This window comes from Candidatus Caldatribacterium saccharofermentans (assembly GCF_050267035.1).
GTDB lineage: Bacteria > Atribacterota > Atribacteria > Atribacterales > Caldatribacteriaceae > Caldatribacterium > Caldatribacterium saccharofermentans.
In genome coordinates this window covers 349,533-367,564 of record NZ_CP187957.1, presented here as the reverse complement: position 1 = coordinate 367,564, position 18,032 = coordinate 349,533, and the positions used below count along the sequence as shown (strand labels likewise).

At 57.9% G+C, this 18,032-nt stretch carries 20 protein-coding genes and 1 pseudogene; 14 read left to right on the top strand and 7 right to left on the bottom strand.

Annotation, left to right across the window (positions count from 1 at the left end):
- Position 1: 1 nt before the first annotated feature.
- From ACPT9Q_RS01870 to rpe, 9 genes are read left to right on the top strand one after another with little or no spacing between them, the layout of a single operon-like run.
- A complete protein-coding gene (locus tag ACPT9Q_RS01870) occupies positions 2-1,114 on the top strand; it encodes a DUF763 domain-containing protein (RefSeq protein ID WP_026137200.1) in 1,113 nt (370 codons plus the stop codon).
- Entirely contained in the window at positions 1,093-1,590 is a 498-nt protein-coding gene (locus ACPT9Q_RS01865; RefSeq protein ID WP_017872417.1) for a nitroreductase family protein, read from the top strand. Before ACPT9Q_RS01870 ends, ACPT9Q_RS01865 begins: the two co-directional genes overlap by 22 nt.
- A 4-nt stretch (positions 1,591-1,594) precedes the next feature.
- The gene (locus ACPT9Q_RS01860) at positions 1,595-2,083 is read left to right on the top strand and encodes a metallophosphoesterase (RefSeq protein ID WP_427366064.1); all 489 of its coding nucleotides are present in this window, start codon (positions 1,595-1,597) and stop codon (positions 2,081-2,083) included.
- Positions 2,084-2,115: 32 nt separating this feature from the next.
- The gene (gene phoU, locus ACPT9Q_RS01855; RefSeq protein ID WP_017872419.1) at positions 2,116-2,778 is read left to right on the top strand and encodes a phosphate signaling complex protein PhoU; all 663 of its coding nucleotides are present in this window, start codon (positions 2,116-2,118) and stop codon (positions 2,776-2,778) included.
- A 12-nt stretch (positions 2,779-2,790) separates the two neighbouring features.
- Positions 2,791-3,369, top strand: a complete 579-nt coding sequence (locus ACPT9Q_RS01850; RefSeq protein WP_427366063.1) for a pyruvate kinase alpha/beta domain-containing protein — start codon at positions 2,791-2,793, stop codon at positions 3,367-3,369.
- An 18-nt stretch (positions 3,370-3,387) separates the two neighbouring features.
- On the top strand, positions 3,388-3,828 hold the full coding sequence (locus ACPT9Q_RS01845; RefSeq protein WP_017872421.1) for an OsmC family protein: 441 nt from the start codon (positions 3,388-3,390) through the stop codon (positions 3,826-3,828).
- A 15-nt stretch (positions 3,829-3,843) separates the two neighbouring features.
- Positions 3,844-4,881 carry an alcohol dehydrogenase catalytic domain-containing protein gene (locus tag ACPT9Q_RS01840; RefSeq protein ID WP_017872422.1) on the top strand — a complete coding sequence of 346 codons (1,038 nt, stop codon included), beginning with the start codon at positions 3,844-3,846 and terminating at the stop codon, positions 4,879-4,881.
- A complete protein-coding gene (locus ACPT9Q_RS01835; protein WP_017872423.1) occupies positions 4,878-5,903 on the top strand; it encodes an alcohol dehydrogenase catalytic domain-containing protein in 1,026 nt (341 codons plus the stop codon). Before ACPT9Q_RS01840 ends, ACPT9Q_RS01835 begins: the two co-directional genes overlap by 4 nt.
- Positions 5,900-6,568, top strand: coding sequence for a ribulose-phosphate 3-epimerase (gene rpe, locus ACPT9Q_RS01830; protein WP_017872424.1), 669 nt, complete (start codon positions 5,900-5,902; stop codon positions 6,566-6,568). Before ACPT9Q_RS01835 ends, rpe begins: the two co-directional genes overlap by 4 nt.
- Positions 6,569-6,571: 3 nt before the next feature.
- On the opposite strand, the gene ACPT9Q_RS01825 is transcribed toward rpe, so the two are convergent.
- The gene (locus ACPT9Q_RS01825) at positions 6,572-7,093 is read right to left on the bottom strand and encodes a folate family ECF transporter S component (protein ID WP_017872425.1); all 522 of its coding nucleotides are present in this window, start codon (positions 7,091-7,093) and stop codon (positions 6,572-6,574) included.
- 64 nt (positions 7,094-7,157) lie between these two features.
- Here ACPT9Q_RS01825 and ACPT9Q_RS01820 point away from each other — a divergent pair, with 64 nt between their 5' ends.
- From ACPT9Q_RS01820 to ACPT9Q_RS01800, 5 genes are read left to right on the top strand one after another with little or no spacing between them, the layout of a single operon-like run.
- A complete protein-coding gene (locus ACPT9Q_RS01820; RefSeq protein WP_017872426.1) occupies positions 7,158-8,327 on the top strand; it encodes a DUF362 domain-containing protein in 1,170 nt (389 codons plus the stop codon).
- 5 nt (positions 8,328-8,332) lie between these two features.
- A complete protein-coding gene (locus tag ACPT9Q_RS01815) occupies positions 8,333-9,031 on the top strand; it encodes a VWA domain-containing protein (protein WP_017872427.1) in 699 nt (232 codons plus the stop codon).
- Positions 9,032-9,037: 6 nt separating this feature from the next.
- Positions 9,038-10,015, top strand: a complete 978-nt coding sequence (locus ACPT9Q_RS01810) for a protein phosphatase 2C domain-containing protein (protein ID WP_017872428.1) — start codon at positions 9,038-9,040, stop codon at positions 10,013-10,015.
- On the top strand, positions 10,012-11,373 hold the full coding sequence (locus ACPT9Q_RS01805) for a protein kinase domain-containing protein (RefSeq protein WP_017872429.1): 1,362 nt from the start codon (positions 10,012-10,014) through the stop codon (positions 11,371-11,373). The genes ACPT9Q_RS01810 and ACPT9Q_RS01805 overlap by 4 nt, the downstream gene beginning before the upstream one ends.
- Positions 11,363-12,205 carry a right-handed parallel beta-helix repeat-containing protein gene (locus ACPT9Q_RS01800; RefSeq protein ID WP_427366062.1) on the top strand — a complete coding sequence of 281 codons (843 nt, stop codon included), beginning with the start codon at positions 11,363-11,365 and terminating at the stop codon, positions 12,203-12,205. Before ACPT9Q_RS01805 ends, ACPT9Q_RS01800 begins: the two co-directional genes overlap by 11 nt.
- On the opposite strand, the gene ACPT9Q_RS01795 is transcribed toward ACPT9Q_RS01800, so the two are convergent.
- From ACPT9Q_RS01795 to ACPT9Q_RS01770, 6 genes and pseudogenes are all read right to left on the bottom strand, one after another.
- Entirely contained in the window at positions 12,150-13,025 is an 876-nt protein-coding gene (locus ACPT9Q_RS01795; RefSeq protein WP_427366061.1) for a DMT family transporter, read from the bottom strand. The two genes, ACPT9Q_RS01800 and ACPT9Q_RS01795, sit on opposite strands and share 56 nt — an antisense overlap.
- A 24-nt stretch (positions 13,026-13,049) precedes the next feature.
- A complete protein-coding gene (locus tag ACPT9Q_RS01790) occupies positions 13,050-14,045 on the bottom strand; it encodes an ABC transporter permease subunit (protein ID WP_017872432.1) in 996 nt (331 codons plus the stop codon).
- A 312-nt stretch (positions 14,046-14,357) separates the two neighbouring features.
- Positions 14,358-14,789: pseudogene (locus ACPT9Q_RS01785) on the bottom strand (ATP-binding cassette domain-containing protein); the annotation flags it as partial.
- A gap of 49 nt (positions 14,790-14,838) precedes the next feature.
- On the bottom strand, positions 14,839-15,807 hold the full coding sequence (locus tag ACPT9Q_RS01780) for an ABC transporter permease (RefSeq protein WP_427366060.1): 969 nt from the start codon (positions 15,805-15,807) through the stop codon (positions 14,839-14,841).
- A 51-nt stretch (positions 15,808-15,858) separates the two neighbouring features.
- Entirely contained in the window at positions 15,859-16,842 is a 984-nt protein-coding gene (locus tag ACPT9Q_RS01775; RefSeq protein ID WP_017872435.1) for a substrate-binding domain-containing protein, read from the bottom strand.
- Positions 16,843-16,915: 73 nt separating this feature from the next.
- Positions 16,916-18,028, bottom strand: coding sequence for a uroporphyrinogen decarboxylase family protein (locus tag ACPT9Q_RS01770; protein WP_017872436.1), 1,113 nt, complete (start codon positions 18,026-18,028; stop codon positions 16,916-16,918).
- Positions 18,029-18,032 lie beyond the last annotated feature (4 nt).

Below are 18,032 nucleotides of genomic sequence, written 5' to 3'. Positions count from 1 at the left end.
CATGAAGCGAAGTGGTTTCGCTGACCTGCCACTCCATGGGGGGCAGTGCCCTCCATGGCTCTTCGAGCGAATGAAAAGGCTTGGCGGGTGCATTATTGAGGCTATCGTTGCGCTCTTTGGACCTGAGGAATTCCTCCGTCGCATTGCCGACCCGGTGTTCTTCCAGTCCCTGGGGTGCCTCCTTGGGTTTGACTGGCACTCAAGCGGCCTCACCACGACCCTCTGCGGAGCACTGAAGGAGGCCGTCCGGGGAAAGGAGAAAGACCTGGGGCTTTACATCTGCGGGGGGAAGGGAGGAACTTCGAGGAAAACTCCTGAGGAAATCCTGCACCATGCCGAAAAGGATGCACTTTCTTTTGGGGAAGAGTTCGTCGCCTACAGCAGGCTCAGCGCTAAAATCGATAACACCGCCCTGCAGGATGGGTATACCCTCTACCACCACGTGTTTTTCTTCACCTCCTCAGGAAAGTGGTCCGTGGTCCAGCAGGGGATGAATCCCGACACCCGCTTTGCCCGGAGGTACCACTGGCTGGGAGAACGCGTGGAGGATTTCACCTGCGAACCCCATGCGGGAATCTGTGGCGTTCGGGAGGCGGAGGTCCTGAACCTCGTAGCCCGGGAGAGCAAGCCCTGTCAGGAGGGTATCGTGGCGATGCTTGGGGAAGGCTTTTCTGTCCTCCGGAAAACTGTCTCTGATGCGCTCCGGCATCTTGTCCTTCCCCGCCGCCATCACATCCGGGAGGAAGACTTTGACCTTTCCCGGATGGAGAAGACCCTGGCACTCCTTTGCGAGCAGAAGCCGGGGAGTTTCCTCGAGGTTCTGGCCTCCCGGGGTGTTGGACCCAAGACCCTGAGGGCACTGGCGCTCACCGCAGAGGTGGTTCTCGGGACACCTCCAAGCTACACCGACCCGGTGAGCTTTTCCTTTGCCCATGGAGGTAAAGACGGTACCCCCTTTCCTGTGGACCGCAAGGTCTACGATACGACCATTGACTTCTTCTCCCAGATTGTGGGACGGATGCAGGTCAGTGTCTCGGAGAAGAAACGGATGTATGAGCAGCTGAAGCTCCTTGGAGGAGAGGAGGGAAGGCGATGGATGCTCTGGAAGCATTGAGGACTCGCCGTTCTATCCGGCGCTTCGCTCCGCAGGCGGTGGAGCGGGAGAAAATCGAAACCATTATCGACTGTGCCCGGCTTGCTCCTTCGGCGAACAATCTCCAACCCTGGGAGTTCGTGGTGGTGACGGACCAGAAAAAGCGCGAGGAAGTTGCCAGACTCACCGATTACGGGAAGTTCATCCGTGAGGCTCCGGTTCTCGTTGCGGTATTCTGCAAGGAGACCAAGTACTACCTTGAGGATGGGTGTGCGGCGACGGAGAACATTCTTCTCGCTTCCTGGGCCCTTGGCCTTGGGTCCTGCTGGGTGGCGGGGGACAAAAAGCCTTATGCGGAGGAAGTGCGCCGCCTTCTGGGGGTTCCGGAAGGGTACCGCCTGGTGAGCCTTATTGCCATAGGGTATCCGGCTGAGGTGCCAAAGGGCCATATATTCAAGCGGGAGCTGCGAGAGGTTCTCCACTGGGAGGAGTTCTGAGGAGGTGGGGCGGGTGCGGGTAGGAGTGCTTTCCGACAGTCACGACCATCTGACCGAACTCCGGAGGGCTCTGAAGGTCCTGCAGGAGGAAGGGGCTGAGCTCATCATTCATGCTGGAGACTACGTGGCACCATTCTCAGTGGCGGTCCTTGCGGAACTCACCATCCCCTGGTTTGGGGTGCTGGGCAACAACGACGGGGAGATCCTGGGGATTTTCCAGAAGTCCGAAGGGCGGATCAAAGCCCCCTTCCTGGAACTCGAAGAGCGGGGTTTTCGGATTTTCGTTTCCCATTTCTACCAGCCAGCAAAGCTCGCCTTTGCAAGCGGTCACTACGACCTCGTGGTGTACGGCCACACCCACGAGGCAATCATCAAAGAGGAGGGAAAAACAATCCTTGTGAATCCTGGAGAGGTGTGTGGTCTTTTGAGTGGAAGACCAACGGTTGCCCTCTGTGACCTTGAGAAGAGGGTGGCGAAACTCCTCGATATTTGATTTAATAGTGGCAAATCTCTGGGAGGTTGGGTATGCAGATTCTGCGAGAGCACTTTGTGCGGCAGCTCACCGAGCTCCAGGAAGACCTGGTGAGCATGACCCATGCGGCAGAGAAGATGCTCCAGATGGCGGTGGAGTCCCTGAAGGAGCGGGATGTTGAGAAGGCAAGAGAGGTCATCGCCCTCGATGACGTTGTGGACGATTACAACTTCAAAATCGAGGAGAAGTGTCTCCGCATGATTGCCCTGCAGCAGCCGGTGGCGAAAGACCTGCGGGTGATTGCTGCTATTTTGAAAATCATTACCGATGTGGAGCGTATCGGGGACTACTCCATCGACATCGCCAAGTTCAGCATCCGCCTTGCGGAGAACCCCGTCTTTCGGCCCTTCGTCGAGGTCCCCAAAATGGCGGAAATCGTCGTCCATATGCTCGAGGAAACCATCACCGCCTTTCTCCGCCGGGACCTGGGCATCGTCCAGAAAGTGGTCGATGCCGATGCTCAGGTGGATGCCCTGTACCGGGCCATTCATGAGGATGTGGTGCAGAGTATTGAAGCTGACCCTAAGGTGGCCCGCCAGGCCATCTGGATTCTCATGATTGCCCGGTACCTCGAGCGCATCGGCGACCATATCACGAACATTACCGAGCGCATCTATTACATGGAGACCGGAGAGATGCTCGAACTCCACCAGTGAGGAGGGAGGAGGATGAAGGAGCGGACTGTATGGTATTTTGAAGCTCCGGGTCCTCAGAATACGGAGAAAGCCCTGGAGTGTGCAGTGAAGAGGGCAAAGGAGGGCGGCATCGCCTACCTTGTGGTGGCTTCGAGTTCTGGAGAGACTGCCCTTCGTCTTGGGGAGAAGGCGCGCCAGGAAGGGTACCAGGGGAAAATCGTGGTGTGCACGTACCATGCCGGGTTTTCCGGAGGGGACGAGATTTCTCTCTCTCCTGAGCGGCGGGCTCTCCTTGAGTCCATGGGGATGGCCGTGGTGCAGGGGTCTCATGCGCTGAGTGGTATTTCCCGGTCGTTCCGCCAGCGTTTTGGGGGTTTGAGTATTCCTGAGGTCATCGCCGAGAGTTTCCGGCGGATTTCAGAGGGGTTCAAGGTGGCGGTTGAGGTGGCCATCATGGCTGCCGACGCGGGGGCAATTCCCACAACCCAGGATGTCATCGCCCTGGGAGGGAGCGGGAAGGGGGCGGATACGGCAATTCTCCTTCGTCCCTGCCACCAGAATTCGTTTTTTGACCTCAAAATTCGGGAGATTCTTTGCATGCCCCGATCATAGAGGAAGGAGGAGCACAAAATGGGAGTTCTCACGTTTCGTGCCTCGGGTGAGTGGGCTGGAGGTCTGCGGGTTGACGCGAAGGTGCGGCATTTCTCTCTGAGCTTTGACGAGCCACCCTCTCTCGGCGGGAAGGATTCCGCCCCCAATCCTGTGGAGGGGCTTCTTGCGTCGCTTGTGGGGTGTCTCGGAATCGTGACGGTTGTTGTCGCCCGGGAGAAGAACCTGCCTGTGGAGGGTGTTTCCATTGAGGTCGAAGGAGATCTCGATCCCCGGGGCTTTATGGGACAGTACGATGTTGTCCGCCCCGGGTTTCTGGCTGTCCGCTTCGTGGTGAAGGTGCGGGGGAAGCTCTCCTCCGATGACCTTGCGGCGCTCCTTAAGGAAGTGGAAAAGCGGTGCCCCGTTTCTGATGTGTTGAGTAACGGTACTCGGGTTGAGGGAAAAATCGAAAGCGCCTGAAGAAGGGGACGCGGTATGCGCGCCGCAGTTCTTGAGGATTACGACCGCCTCGTCATCCGGGAGGTTCCCGACCCTTCCCCAAAAGAGGGGGAAGTGCTGGTGCGTGTTCGGGCGTGTTCTGTTTGTGGCTCGGACATCCGTATTTTCCACTTCGGGAACCCCCGGGTGAAGTTCCCCCAGATTATCGGGCATGAAATCGCCGGGGATGTCGTGGCTGTTGGCCCCGGGGTGACCAAATTCCAGGTGGGGGACCGGGTGGCCATCGGTGCTGATGTTCCCTGTGGAGCCTGCTACTGGTGCCAGAACGGGATGGGCACAAACTGTGCCATCAACTACGCCATCGGGTACCAGTTCCCCGGAGGGTTTGCCGAATACATCCTCCTCAACGCCCTGACCGTCACCCAGGGGGCAGTGCATCGGATTCCTGAGAACCTCTCGTACGACGAGGCTTCTCTCGCCGAACCCCTGGCCTGTGCCATCAACGGCCTTGAGATGAGCCAGCTTGGTGTAGGGGATACACTCCTTATTATCGGTGCCGGTCCCATCGGGTGCATGATGATTGAGATGGGCCGCTTTATGGGGGCAACAAATATCATCGTTATCCAGCGTTCTTTGAGGCGCCTGGAGATGGCGAAGAAATTCGGTGCCGACCACTATTTCCTTGCCGACGACCCGGACCTTGAGGCAAAGGTTTTCGAGGCGACTGGGGGAGAAGGAGCGGATGTGGTGATGGTCACCTGCGCCTCTCCCGATGCCCAGGAGATGGCATTGCGCCTTGCCCGTCACCGGGCGCGAATCAATTTCTTCGGTGGATTGCCAAAGGATGCCCGGAACATCTCTATCCCGAGTAACCTCATCCACTACCGGGAGTGCATGGTCCTTGGGACCCATGGGAGCCTTCCTCGCCATCACAGGAAAGCCCTGCAGGTGATGGCAAAAGGCATGGTGCATCCTTCCTGGTACATCACCCACCGCTTTCCCCTTGAGGCCATCCACGAGGCCTTCCGGGTGGCCGAATCCCATGAAGGGCTCAAGGTTGTGGTCAACCCATGACCCAGGTTATGAAGGCGCTGGTTCTTGAGGGTAGGGGTCGCCTGCGCCTTGCCGAAGTCCCGATTCCTGAGCCGAGACCCGGAGAGGCCCTTGTCCGGGTTCGGGCCTGTGGCATCTGTGGCTCGGATCTCCCCCGGATTTTCGGGGACATTGCCTACTTCTACCCCCTCATTCCAGGACACGAATTTTCAGGAGAGGTCGTGGCTGTGGGAGGGAGAGAAGATGAACGGTGGGTAGGAGAACGGGTAGTGGTGTACCCCCTCCTTCCCTGTCGGAAGTGCCCCTACTGTGAAATGGGGTGGTATGAGCTCTGTGAGGACTACGGGTACCTTGGCTCTCGCCAGAACGGTGCATTTGCCGAGTACGTCGTGGCGCCTGTGGCGAATCTCCTCCCCCTTCCGGGGAACCTTTCCTTTGAGGAAGGTGCTCTCACCGAGCCTGCGGCGGTGGCGTTCCATGCCGTCCGGCGTGTGGGTGAGGTTATGGGGAAAAGCGCGGCCGTATTCGGTCTTGGACCGGTGGGGCTGCTCCTTGGGATGTGGCTGAAGCTTGCGGGGATTCGGCGACTCATCGGGTACGATGTGGACGAGCACAAATTCGCCTTAGCAAGGAATCTGGGTTTTGACGTGACGCTTTTCCCCTCCTTTTTCCCCGCAGATCCTGAAGGCATCGACCTTGTGGTTGAGGCTTCAGGTAACGCCAGAGCTCTGGTGGATGCCCTGAAGCTTGTGCGCAAGAAGGGGAAGGTGTTGCTTTTGGGGAACCAGGAGCAAGAGCTCACCCTCCAGCCGACGGATTTCGGGCACATCCTCCGAAAGGAACTCACGGTTTTTGGGAGCTGGAACTCGAGTTTCACCTTCCTTGATTCTGACTGGAAGAAGGTTCTTGACCTTGCTGCCGGGGGGCGGGTATCCTTTGCCCCGCTGATTTCACACCGCATCCGTCTTGAGGAAGCGCCGGCTTTTCTTTCAGGAATGCGGGAGCGACGGCTGTCGTATGTGAAGGTGGTGCTTGTCCCGTGAAGACGAAGATCTCGGCGTCTCTGGACTGTGCGAACTACCTCGCCCTCCTTGAGGATGTCCGGAAGCTCGAGCGAGCCGGAATTGAGATGCTCCACATCGACATCATGGATGGAGTGTTCGTGCCCAATTTTGCCATTGGGACCAACCTCCTGAAGAAGCTCCGTCCCCAGACCTCGCTCTTTTTTGATGTCCACCTTATGGTGGTGAACCCCGAGGCGCACTTCTCGCTCTTTGCCCAGCTTGGAGCCGACAGTATCACCTTTCATGCCGAGGGGAACCCGCGGCTGCACCACCTGGTTGACGCGGTGAAAAAGCTTGGCAAGAAAGTAGGCATTGCCCTGAACCCCTCCACAAGCCCGGAGTTTTTGCGCTATCTCCTCCCCTACCTCGATCTTGTCCTCTGCATGACCGTGGATCCGGGTTTTGTGGGACAGAAGTTTGTCCCCGAAGTCGTGGCCAAAGTGGAGGTCATCCGAAAGATGAGCCTTGAGCTTGGTGTTGCCGTTGATATTGCCGTCGATGGGGGGATCAGTGAGGAAACCGTGCCCCAGCTCAAGAGAGCCGGGGCCAATGTGTTTGTGGCCGGGACTTCGAGCATCTTCTCAGGGAGAGAAGACCTCGAAGTAGCGGCGCGACGCTTCAGGGAGTTCTGTGAACGTCTCTGAGCCCTAATGTTCACTGAAAGCGGCAAACGCCGGTATCCGGAAGAGGCTGAGGATGAGTACAGTAAAGGCAATGGTGTTGAGTGGCACACTCACAAGACGAGGAATAAGGAGAATCTTCCAGGGCATGTCGAAGAGAGTATGGAGGAAATAAGGGGTGAGGAAGAGCCCTACACCCACCTGGGGAATGGCTACAGCGCAGAAAACCCGAAGAGCCTTCGAGCGGAAGGGAAGAAGCGACACAACTCCTGGAATCACTCCGTAGAGGCTTGAAGTCAGGGTGAAGTGGGGGAAATACGGCCCCATGGGGCTGAGGACAAAACCGATGATGTCTGCAAGGGCCCCTGTGAGAGCACCGGAAATGGGTCCAAGGAGAATGCCGCTGAGGATAATGGGAAGAGTCCCGAAACCAATCCGTACGCCTTCAATGCCGCCGATAGCGATGCGGAGGCTGGCGAATCGGGTGAGCACCACACTCATGGCGATGAAGATACCCGTGAAGGCAAGGTGGCGAACTTTCTCGCGCATTGGACAACCTCCCCTGGCGCCGGTTTTCCGGTATTGTACCGTACCCTGAGGGGGCCTGCAAGTGATGTCGTCCCCTGTTGCCCTGGTGTTCTGTCCAGGTTACGATGAGGAGGAGGTGGAGAAAGCCGTTCGCCAGGGTTTTGCCCTTTTTGGGGGACCGGGGGCGCTGTGCCCCGGGGCAAAGAGCGTGCTCCTCAAACCCAATCTCCTTGTAGGTGAGGCTCCGGAGCGAGCTGTGACTACTCACCCTGCGGTGTTCCGAGCGGTGGCGAAGGTGTTCCTGGAAGCGGGATACCGGGTGGGATTCGGGGATTCCCCTGCCTTCGGGTCGCCTGAGAGTGTGGCGAAAAAGGCTGGTATCCTCGAGGTGGCCCGGACTCTGGGTGTGGATTTCGCGGATTTTACCCATGGGGTGGAGGTGGATTTTCCGGAAGGCGTGCAGCACAGGAAATTCACCATCGCCAGGGGGGTCAGGGAGTACGACGTCCTTGTGAGCCTTCCAAAGTGGAAAACCCATGGACTTACCAGGGTCACAGGAGCGGTGAAGAACCAGCTTGGGTGCGTTCCAGGGGTGCGGAAAGGGGAGTACCACTTTCGTATTCCTGATGCCACACTGTTTTCCCGGATGCTCGTGGATCTCAACCGTCTCCTCCGTCCGGCATTCTTCGTCATGGACGCAGTGGTAGCGATGGAGGGTAACGGCCCCCGAAACGGAAAACCCCGTTTCATGGGGCTTCTGGCCTTTTCCCGGGATCCCGTGGCCCTTGACGCCACCCTGGCACGGTTGATTCACCTTGATCCTGCTCTTGTCCCCACCTGCTCTGAGGGTGAGCGCCTTGGCCTGGGGACGTGGCGAAAAGAGGCCATCGTACTCTGGGGAGACGATCCCAGGCGCTTTGAGCAAAGAGATTTTGAGGTCCTGCGGATACCCCGGGTGTCTCCTTCGAGGAAACTCTTTCTCCCCCTTGTGCGCCGTTTCCTCCTTCCCTACCCAGTCATCCGGCGGGAGCTCTGCAAAGGTTGTGGGGTGTGCACTGAGGTTTGTCCTGCGCATCCTAAGGCCCTGTGCTGGAACGAGAGACTTCGTCTCCCTTCTATAGACTCCACCCGGTGCATTCGCTGTTTCGTGTGCCAGGAGGTGTGTCCCCATGGGGCGATTCTGGTTGGTGTTCCCCTTGTGCGGAGGATGCTGGGAAGATGGCATGATTCTTTATGTTCTTCTGCGGGAGGGTGAGACGTATGGAAGAGCGCATAGAAATGGATGTGGCACTGAGCCAGGGTCTGCGTCGTTTACCGGTGTACCTGCTCCTTGACACCTCAGGGAGCATGGCGGGAGCACCCATTCAGGCCCTCCAGGAGGGGGTGGCGCTGTTCAAGCGAGAAGTGGAGAACGACACTTTCGCCCGGGAGACGGTCTGGGTTTCAGTGATCACCTTTGGAAAAGAGGTGGAGAACCTCACCCGGGGGCTTGTGCCCATTGACCAGCTGACCCTTCCTCCCCTTGAGGCGGGAGGATACACTCCCCTTGGACAGGCACTTCAGCTGCTCATCGAATCCCTCGACCGGGATGTGAAGAAAGCTGTTCCGGGAGGAGAAAAAGGTGACTGGAAGCCCCTCGTCTTCATCCTCACCGACGGGAAACCCACCGACGACTGGCGAACCCCACGAGAAGAACTGCTCAAGCGGAGAGAACGCAAGGTGCTCAACGTGATTACCGTAGGTTGTGGTCCGGACATCGATGAGGCCACGCTTCGGGAAATCGCCATTGGGCCAAGCTTCAAGATGGACTCCGACGCTGCGTCGTTTTCCGCCTTTTTCCGCTGGGTCTCTCAAACTGTGCGCACCGTGAGCAAGACCCTTTCGCGGCCTCAGGGCCAAGGCGAGGGCTCACCTATGTCCATACCCATGCCTCCAGACGTTCTGCAGTACATCCCATAGGGAGGTGTGAACATCCCTCAAGGATTCATCGCTGGCGACCGGGTGCTTTCGTCCTTCAACACTCATCCGGAGTGGATTGCCGTTTTTGGAACCCTTGGACGGTATAGCTTCGTTGGTGGCAGCGCCGTGGGAAGGTTGCATTCCCGGGAACGCAGGGGTCGGGAAGACAGCCTCCTCGTTCGGTCGAAGGGTGACTGGCTCTGCGTTGCCGTGGCTGATGGGGTCGGGAATGCCCCAAAGGGGGTGTGGGGGTCGGCGCTGGCGGTGAGTGCTTTCACCGACCGGGTGCTCTTCCACCTCCCCTATAGTTGTACGAGAAAGGCCCGTCGTGTTTCCGGGACAAAGGGAACCTTCGAGGAAGACGCCGCTTCCTTTTCCCTGGCGGGATGGCACGAGGTGGGAGTACTCAGCTTTTTCCAGGAAGGGGAGGCGGAAAAAGGGGAAATCCCTCCTTGGGAAACCGTTCAGGAATACCTTTTTGAAGCCGGTGAGTACACGCACCGGGTGCTCCAGGACTTAGCCCAGCGGGAGGGAAGGGACCCACAGGATTTCGCCACAACGTTGCTTTGTTGCCTTTTCCATGTGGCCGAGGAAAAGGGGGTGTTCTTCCACATTGGAGATGGAGCGCTCCTTGGTGTTCGAAAAGACGGAAAGAGTGTGCTCATGAGCGTTCAGGAGGGACGTGATACGGGTGAGGTGGAGGTGCTAACCCAGCCTGACTGGCGGGACTTCTGCCGTGCCGGAACCTTTGATTTCCGAAAGGACCATCTTTCGGCCTTCATGCTCATGACTGACGGTCTTGCTGATGATTGTCTCTACGGGCCTCCGGAGGATATCACTGACCGTTTTGCCCTGGACATTCTTCGGGAGATTCGCGCGACTTCGAGTCGTGAGGTGGCGGCGCGGCGCCTCGTTTTCTGGCTGGGGACGTATACGCTTCCCGGGAGTTTTGACGATCGAACGCTTGTTGTGGTGTACCGATGAGGGTCACAACTGTTTCTCCTTTTCCCTTTGTGCCGAAACGTCTTGAGGTCGAGGGCCCGGTATTCGTGGGCGGTGAAGGAGAAGTGTACTTCAGCCGCTGCGGGAACTTCGTGGTAAAGGTGTACCACGACAGAACCCTCCCTCCCGAAAAGGAGGAGCTCCTCCGGCGGGTCCTCGCTCTGGGCAAGAACCTGGGGGAGGAGGCCAATTTTCTTTGCTGGCCTGTGGCGCTGGTGCGAGAAATTGACGGGTGGCGGAGGATTGGAGTGGTGACGAAACGAATCCCCCGCCCCCCTTTTCGGGAGCTCGTCGATTACATCTTCAGTCCCCGGGAGTTCAAGAGGGCAGTGGAAGAGGGAGCGAACTGGCTCAACTACCTCCAGGTGGCCCACAGTATCGCCCGGACTGTGGCAGCACTCCACGGGAAGGGGTGTGCCCATGCCGATCTCCATTTTGGCAACTTCCTGGTGGATATCCGCAAGGGCCTTGCGGTGCTCATCGACCTTGACGGTCTTGTAGTCCCGGGGTTTCTCCCTCCTCAGGTTGCGGGGATGATGCCCTTCATGGCTCCGGAAGTGGTCATGGGCAGAGAAACCCCAAATCAAAGGACTGACCGGCACAGCCTCGCAGTCCTTGTCTTCCACACACTCCTTTTCCGAAACCCCCTGCAGCCTCTCGTCTGCTACGCTGAGGATCCAGAAGAGGACGAACGGCTCGGGTGGGGGAACATGGCGCTCTTCAGCGAGCATCCCCTGGATTTCCGGAATCGTCCCGAGCGCCTGGGGGTACCGCTTTTCCGCCGGGGTGTGCTCAGTTACCGCATGCTCCCTCCCCACCTTCAGGAGCTCATTGAGCGGAGTTTCCTCGAAGGCCTTCGTTCTCCTGAGCAGCGTCCCCTGGCGCGGGAATGGGAGCGGGCGCTCTTTTTCGCCTTTTTCGAGCTCTGGCGGTGCTTGAAGTGCGCCCAGTACTTCCCGTATCCGTACTGGATGCCCCTTCCCCTTCGCCGCTGCCCCTTCTGTGGGGAGACTGTGCGCCGTCCCCACCCGGTGGTGTGCAGCGTCCTCGAGAGGAAAGGTCAGGGGGTTCTGGTCGCGGCAAAGCGGAAAATTGTCCTCGGACACCGGTTTGCCCTGGTGGCCAAAATGCTCCACGGCCAGAGGGAGGACGAAATCCTCGGGGAAGTCCGGTGGAAGGAGGGCGAAGGGTACGTTTTTTCGGGGATGGGGCACTGGCAGGTGGTTTTCCCCTGTGGGGAGCGCCGGAAAGTCGAGCCGGGAGAATGTGTTCTCCTGAGACAAAATCTCCTTCTGGTCTTTGGGGATTTCGCCCTGAGGGTTGAGGAAGATGGCCTTTGAAGACACCCTTAAGAACGGTCTTACCAGACTTCTTACTGCTTCCCGGGGGGAGGAAAAGCCTTCTCCTGAGGAGGAAGGGGCGCTGTCCTTTCGGGATTTTCGGCCTGTTTTCCCCGAAGAACCGCTTGTTCCCTCAGGTGGTTTTGTGGTGTTCCATCCAGGGGACTACGTGTTGCGGGACCAGGTGGTTCTTACCCCTCCCTTTTTCCTTGTAGGAATGAAGGGGACGGTGCTTTTCCGGGATGGGGAGGTAGTCCGGGTTGAGGGAAGGGGAGAGGGAAGGGTCCGGGGTGTGGCCTTTTCACTCCGGGGCCGGCACAAGGGCAACGTGGCGGTGGTCCTGCAGGGCCGGGTGGTGTTCGAGGAGTGCCTTTTCCGGGGAGGTGTGCGGGAAAAACTGAGCTGGATGGGGAATGGTGTCGTGGTGGCGAAGGGGGCCTCGTGCATCTTTCGCCGCTGTGTTTTTCTGAGGAACGAGGCGGCAGGAATTCTCGTTGAGAGCGGGTCCCGGATAACAGTCGAGGATTCGCTCTTTCTTGAGAACGGAGGAGAGGGGATTCTTCTTCGGCGTGGTGCCGTTGCGGTGGTCCGGAACTCCCGCTTTATCAGGAATGCCTGGGGGGTTACCTGCGGGTCGCTCCTCCTTTTTGAGGGGAACGAGGTGCTGGAACACACGGTTGGTGGGATGTGTTTCCTGAGGGAAGCAGAGGGCATTTTTGCGGGGAACCGGATTGCCGAAAACCCTCTGGGGGTGATGCAAAGCAGGAATAGCCGCGTTATCTGGGGGACGAATCTCCTCGAGGGGAACCGGGTTGCCCTCCTCGAGGAATGACGGTCTGTGCGTCCCCAAGGAGGTACCGGAGGAAAACGGCAAGGAGAATCACGCCACCTCCAAGCAGGGCGAAACGTCCTGGAGACTCTCCAAAGGCAAGGAAGACCCAGAGGGGGTTGAGGACTGGCTCAATCATTGGAATCAGGCTGGCCTCAAGAGCCTTAACCTTCCGTATGGCCTGGGCATAGAGGAGGTAGGAAAGCCCAATCTGCACCGTTCCAAGGAGCACAAGTCCTGTGAGGCTCCACCCACCGGGGAAGGGGCCGAAGCAGAAGGGGAGGCCTGCCAGGGCGGCGAAGAGATTGCCCACAAACACCGACTGCAAGGGTTCAGCGTCTTTTTGCATTCGCAGGGTGACGATGAGGAAGGCAAAGGCAATGCCGCTGCCAATGGCCACGAAGTTTCCAAGCATGTTCCCCAGGCTCAATTGGTCAAGGAAGAAGAGCACCATTCCTCCAACCACGAGGACCACGGAGATCCAGTCGAAACGGGAGGGAACCTCGCCAAGGAACCACTGGCTGAGGAGGGCAACATACACAGGAGCGCCATACTGGAGGAGGATGGCGTTGGCAGCGGTGGTGAGTTTGTTGGCAAGCACAAAGAGCACCACCGTTGCGGCGTAGGCAAGGCCTCCGAGAACCTCAAGGCGGGTAAAGCGGAGGCGGGGGCGGAAAAAGCAGAGGAGAAATCCGCAGGCAATGGCGCTCCGGGCTCCGGCAATCGCCACAGGATTCCAGCTGACGAGCTTGATGAGCAGGCCGCCAAGACTCCAGAATAGAGCAGCAGCAAGGAGATAAACAATGGCCCGTTTCCGCGACATGGTCAGGTTGCCGGGATTTTCCGGTTATTGATGGACTTCTCGCTGCTTCTTCTCTATGTACATGCTGGAGAGCACCGAGAAGAGTATCACGAGCCCAAAGACCACATAGGTCCAGAAGTACGGGATGCGCATCACCACAAGCCCATTCTCGATTACCGAGATGGTGAGAGCACCGATGAAAATCCCCACCATGCTCCCCACACCACCCCGAAGCGACGTACCTCCAACAACGCTGGCTGCCACGGCTTTCAGTTCCCAGCCTTCTCCTGCCCGGGAGGTGAAACAGGCAGTGCGGGCAATCTGGGCACAGGCCACAAACCCGCAGAGTATCCCCACAATCATGAAACAGATGGTCTTCACAAGGTCCGTATTGATTCCCATGGCCCGGGCGGCATCCCGGTTATCTCCGGTGGCGTAGATCCAGTTCCCGAAGCGGTGGTAGTGGAGAAGGATGCCAAGGAAGACAGCAAAGACAACGAACCAGAAGGCCTGGGCCGGGAAGAACCCCCCGAGTCTTCCCGTGAAGAAGGGGAGGAAGTACCGGGAAGGAACCGTGGAAACGTCGCAGCCCCTTTGTTCTCCACCCGAGAAAAGTAGGGCCAGTCCTCGCCACATCATCATGGTCCCCAGGGTGGTGACGAAAGAGGGTATCTGGGCGCGGACGGTGATGAGGCCATTGATTATCCCCAGGGCGGCACCTACAAGGATGGTGGTGAGGGCAATGAAGACAAGAGGAACCTGAGCTTCAAAGAGCCGCAAAAACACGAAAGAGCAGAAGACGAGGATAGACCCGATGGAGAGGTCAAACTCCCCGCAGACCATAAGTAGCCCCACTCCCAGGGCAACGATGCTGAATTCTGATCCCAGGGAGAGGAGGACTCTGAGGTTGTCAGGGTCCACGAAACGGTGCTCGGGAGAGAGGATGGCAAACCCAAGGACCAGCACCACAAGCACAATGAAAACACTTGAAGAACGAGAAAGCAACAGTTTCCGTCCAAGGCTCATTCTTCTTTCGTTCATACTTTCCTGACCCCTTTCCCGTGGTTATTCGGCAAAGGCGCTTTTGATGACCAGCTGAGAGAGCTCCTCGGGAGAGGTATCCTTCTTCTTCACGTCGGCCATTTTCTTGCCCCGGGCCATGACCACAAAGCGCTCGGCAATGTCGTAGGCGTGGTAGAGGTTGTGGGTAATGAAGATGACCGAAATCCCCTCACGCTGCAGCTGGCGGACAAACTCAAGAACCTCTTCAACCTCTTTCACGGAGAGCGCCACCGTGGGTTCGTCCAGAATCACGAGTTTAGCCTTGAAGTGGAGGGCCCGGGCAATGGCCACACCCTGTCTCTCACCCCCAGAGAGTGTGACCACGGGAAGGTCTGGGGAACGAAGTCGGAGACCGAGATTTGCCAGGGCCTTCATGCTCTCCTCGTTCATGACCTTCCGATCGATGATGCCCCAGCGCCTCACTGGCTCTCGACCCATGAAGATGTTCCGGGCAATGCTCAGGTTTGGTGCCAGGGCCTGTTCCTGGTAGACCGTTTCGATGCCGAGTTTTCGAGCATCCCGGGGTGAAGAAATCCGTACTTTCTGGCCTTCAAAGTAAATCTCTCCCTGGTCGGCCTGGTGGTACCCGGAGAGGATTTTGATGAGCGTGGACTTCCCTGCACCGTTGTCCCCGATGAGTCCCACTGTTTCTCCCCGGTAGACCTCAAAATCCACTCCCCGAAGGGCGTACACCCGGCCGAACCACTTGTGGATGTTCACCATCCGCACCAGGAGGTCACCGTTCTGTCTCTCCATATCCGTCTCTCCCCTGTTATCGTGTTTTCCGTTCCACGTAACTGTTGAGCACCACAAAGAGGATGGTAGCAATACCGATGAAGGCACTGATGCCGAACACCGGGACACGCAGGAGGATAAGGCCGTTGTCGAGAATAGGGATGGTAAGGGCTCCAAGGACAATCCCTGGCATGCTCCCCACGCCACCCCGGAGTGATGTGCCCCCCACGACACAGGCGGCGATGGCCCGGAGTTCGAAACCGATACCCTGAGTGGCGGCAAAAGAACCAATACGTACGGCCTGCATGCAGGCAGAAAACCCGCAGAGTATCCCCACAATCATGAAACAGATGGTCTTCACAAGGTCCGTATTGATTCCCATGGCCCGGGCGGCATCCCGGTTATCTCCGGTGGCGTAAATCCAGTTCCCGAAGCGGTGGTAGTGGAGGAGGATGCCGAGAATGAGGGCAAAGAGCGTGAACCACAGTGCCTGGACCGGGATAAAAGACCCCACCGTTCCGGCAAAGGCGCGTTCGAAAGGAGACCCGGAAGGGACAAGATTGCGGATGCCTGCAGGCATCATTTTGGACCAGATGTAGAGCACCCCTCGCCAGAACATCATGGTCCCGAGGGTGGTGATAAAGGAGGGCATCTTCGTCTTCACCGTGATGAGGCCGTTGAGGAGTCCGAGGAGTGCTCCCACTCCTAGGGCAACCCAGAAAGCCCAGAAGGGCACGATTCCACGGTAAAGCAGGCGAACAAAGACATAAGAACAGAAGGGAAGAACTGAGCTCACGGAAAGGTCAAACTCTCCACAAATCATGAGCACCCCAACGCCCAGGGCGACGACGCCAAGATCAGGGAAGAGTTTTCCCAGGGCGGCAAGGTTCCTCCGATCAACGAAGAGGTAGTTGGGGGTCAGGAGGGAGAAGAACATCACAAGGCCAATGAAGACGAGGAAAGTATTGGCTGCCCGGTACCGCAGGAAGTTTCGAACCCACTCCATCTTCCTTCATCCTCCTGCAAAAAGCCCCCGGTTGCCCGGGGGCTCTGGGTTTTAGCGGATGTGTTCTGGAGAGAGCTTCTCGATGAGCGCAATCTTCTCCGGGGAGTCCACAAGGTACCCGCCGGTGTCGATGTTGGGGGTGAAGCCGTATTTGTTATAGAGGTAGAGGACGTACACGGCGAAGTACCCCTGGAGGTACTGCTGCTGGTCAATGGTGGCGGTGACGTACCCTTCCTTAATCCCTGCAAGGGTATCAGGAGTGGTGTCGAAGCCACCGGCAATGATTTCTCCAGGCTGCTTCCCTGCTGCCTTTAACGAAGCGGTGAGGCGGTCCGTGCAGATACCGCCAAGACCAATGAGGAAGGTCGTCTCGGGGTGGGCAAGGAGGTAGGCCGTCTCCCGGGCTTCCACAGTGGTCATCTCAAGACCACCGGCATCGATGATCTCGTAAGAAGTGATACCGTACTCTTTCATAGCCTCGAGGATACCACTGGCACGGATTTTGGCGTAATTTGCTCCGGGAACCTCAGCGGCCATGGCTACGTGGGCCTTGGAGAGGTCAATGCCCCTGGCCTTCGCCTCGTCAAAGAGCCGACGGGCCAGCCGGTAGGCTGCGGCTTTCTCGCTCTGGCCAATGTAGCAGAGGCGAGGATTGCCCACGGCACCCTCGGAATCATCGTTGTTCATGCCGATGACCGGAATGCCCTGCTCAAGAGCCCTTCGCACCGGCTCATCCCAGGCGGTATCGTCGTTGATGACGAGGGCAATGCCGTTCGGTTTCATGGCCACTGCTTCCTCGAAGCGCTTGAGCTGCAGCGTCAGGTCGCCACCACAGAGGTCAATATCCACCTTGCAGCCGAGTTCCTTTGCGGCATCCATGGCGCCTTTCTGTACCACGGCCCAGAAGGGATCATCGCCTCCATGGGTGACGAGACGGAAGTACATACCTTCTGCCGGCTTTTTCTCCTGGGCAAAAGCCAGCGTACCCACAAGGACCACAGAGACAAGAAGCACCATAAAGAGATTCCGTCGCATGCTCATCCCTCCCATCGAAGGTTTTTTGCATGTACCTCACAAGGCTTGCACATGAAGAGCCTTCCTTCCTCTCTCACCCCCTTTGGCTTCCGTAACGGATTGCCTCCTCATACATGGCTACGATGTTCTCTTGGGGGACATCGGGCTGGATATTGTGCACCGCACAGAGCACATACCCTCCTCCAGGAGCAAGCTCGTCAATGCGCCTTCGTACCTCTTCACGAACCGCATCGGGGGTTCCGTGAGGAAGGACCCGTTGTGTATCGATGCCACCCCAGAAGGACAGAACATCCCCGAAGTGCTTCTTAAGCCACCCCGGGTCCATTCCCGAAGCGCTCACCTGGACCGGGTTGAGGATATCGACGCCAATCTCTACGAGGTCCTCGAGGAAAGGTGTGACAGCACCGCAGGAGTGGTAGAAGAGGAAAGCCCGGGTGTGTTTTTTGATGGCTTCATAGAGTCTTCTTTGTCTTGGTTTTACGTACTTCCGGTACATCTCGAGAGACAGTAAAGGTCCACGCTGCGTGGCAAGGTCGTCCCCCACAAGAACGACATCCACGAGATCCCCCACTTCTCTGAGAAGGAGCTCGAACTGCTGCAGTTCAAAGTCGAGCACTATGTCCATAATGGCACAGGCAAGGCCAGGTTGCAGAGCGAGGTCGGTCATGAACTGAGCAAAGCCCCGGAGGTACCAGGAGAACTCAAAGCACGACCCGATACAGTTGACGATAACCGCTTTGCCCTCCTTTTTTCGAGCTGCAACCTGAGCCCGGAGGCCTTCCGGAAGACAAGGTGAGGGAGGTTTATAGTGCTTCAGTTCTTCCGAAGAGGTGATGTGGGCGAGGGGATGGGCGACCATGTCGAAATAGTATCCGGTGAAGCGGCGCTGGATCCCCCAGCAATCCTCCCAAAGCGATCCTTCCTGGTCCGCGAGCCATACCTTCCTGGGAACAGGGTCATACACGTACCTCGTATCTATGGCAAAGTGTTCCAGAATATCCTCGGCAGGCTGGACGAGGTACTGGATGCGGTCAACAAGAATGTCTTCACAAGGGATCCCCAGGAAAGAGCAGAGCGCACGGTGCGCCTTCAGAGTAATTCCGGTAACCACGCCCCCGAGGTCCAGGGGTACTCTATCCGGCTCCCTGTGGTGCAGTGCCGTATTCAAGCGCTCCGCAGAGGTCATTTCC